Here is a 549-nt window from a genome sequence, read left to right on the forward strand (position 1 = left end):
AAATAAAAGAAGAATTTTATTTAGAGAGAAAATTGAAACAAAAAAGACTCCCGTTTAGGGAATCAGTTTTAATCAAGCTTTTTAATATAACGGGTATAAACCCATCCGCTTTGATCCTCACCAGCTTCATTGCGAAAGAGAACCTTACTCCAATTCTTTTTCTTTTCTTCAACAAAGACAATTGATGACTTGTCTAATACGTACGCTACATTTGAATTTGTTTTAGGACGTGTTCTAACTACTAATGTATCTTTTATAACCATTCTGTAATTGGTTTTAAGTTCTTTATTCATTGGAATGTCTTTTAAAACGTTTTTAGCTTCCGATACTGTTTCTGGTTTTTTTTCAATGAATTCATCTATTATATATTTTGAAGTTAATGCTTGGTTAATAGGAGAGATTAAATCAGTGTAAATGAGGTTCGCCAGTAATAATAAAGCCGTTGAGTGTTTAGAAATAAAGTAAAGAACAGTGTTCCATAAACGATTCAATCCCTCGAAGTAATTTTGTCTAGTTATCACATCATTATTGGTTAAAGCTATAACTGTT

General features: G+C 30.4%; 1 protein-coding gene. It reads right to left on the reverse strand.

The genetic code is table 11. The features are described 5' to 3' along the window. Positions 1-68 precede the first annotated feature (68 nt). Positions 69-549: SH3 domain-containing protein (locus tag N878_RS28020; protein ID WP_156350970.1), on the reverse strand; the 481-nt coding region annotated here is incomplete at its 5' end.

Origin of the sequence: Pseudomonas sp. EGD-AK9 (assembly GCF_000465935.2) — a bacterium.
Lineage (GTDB): Bacteria > Pseudomonadota > Gammaproteobacteria > Pseudomonadales > Pseudomonadaceae > Aquipseudomonas.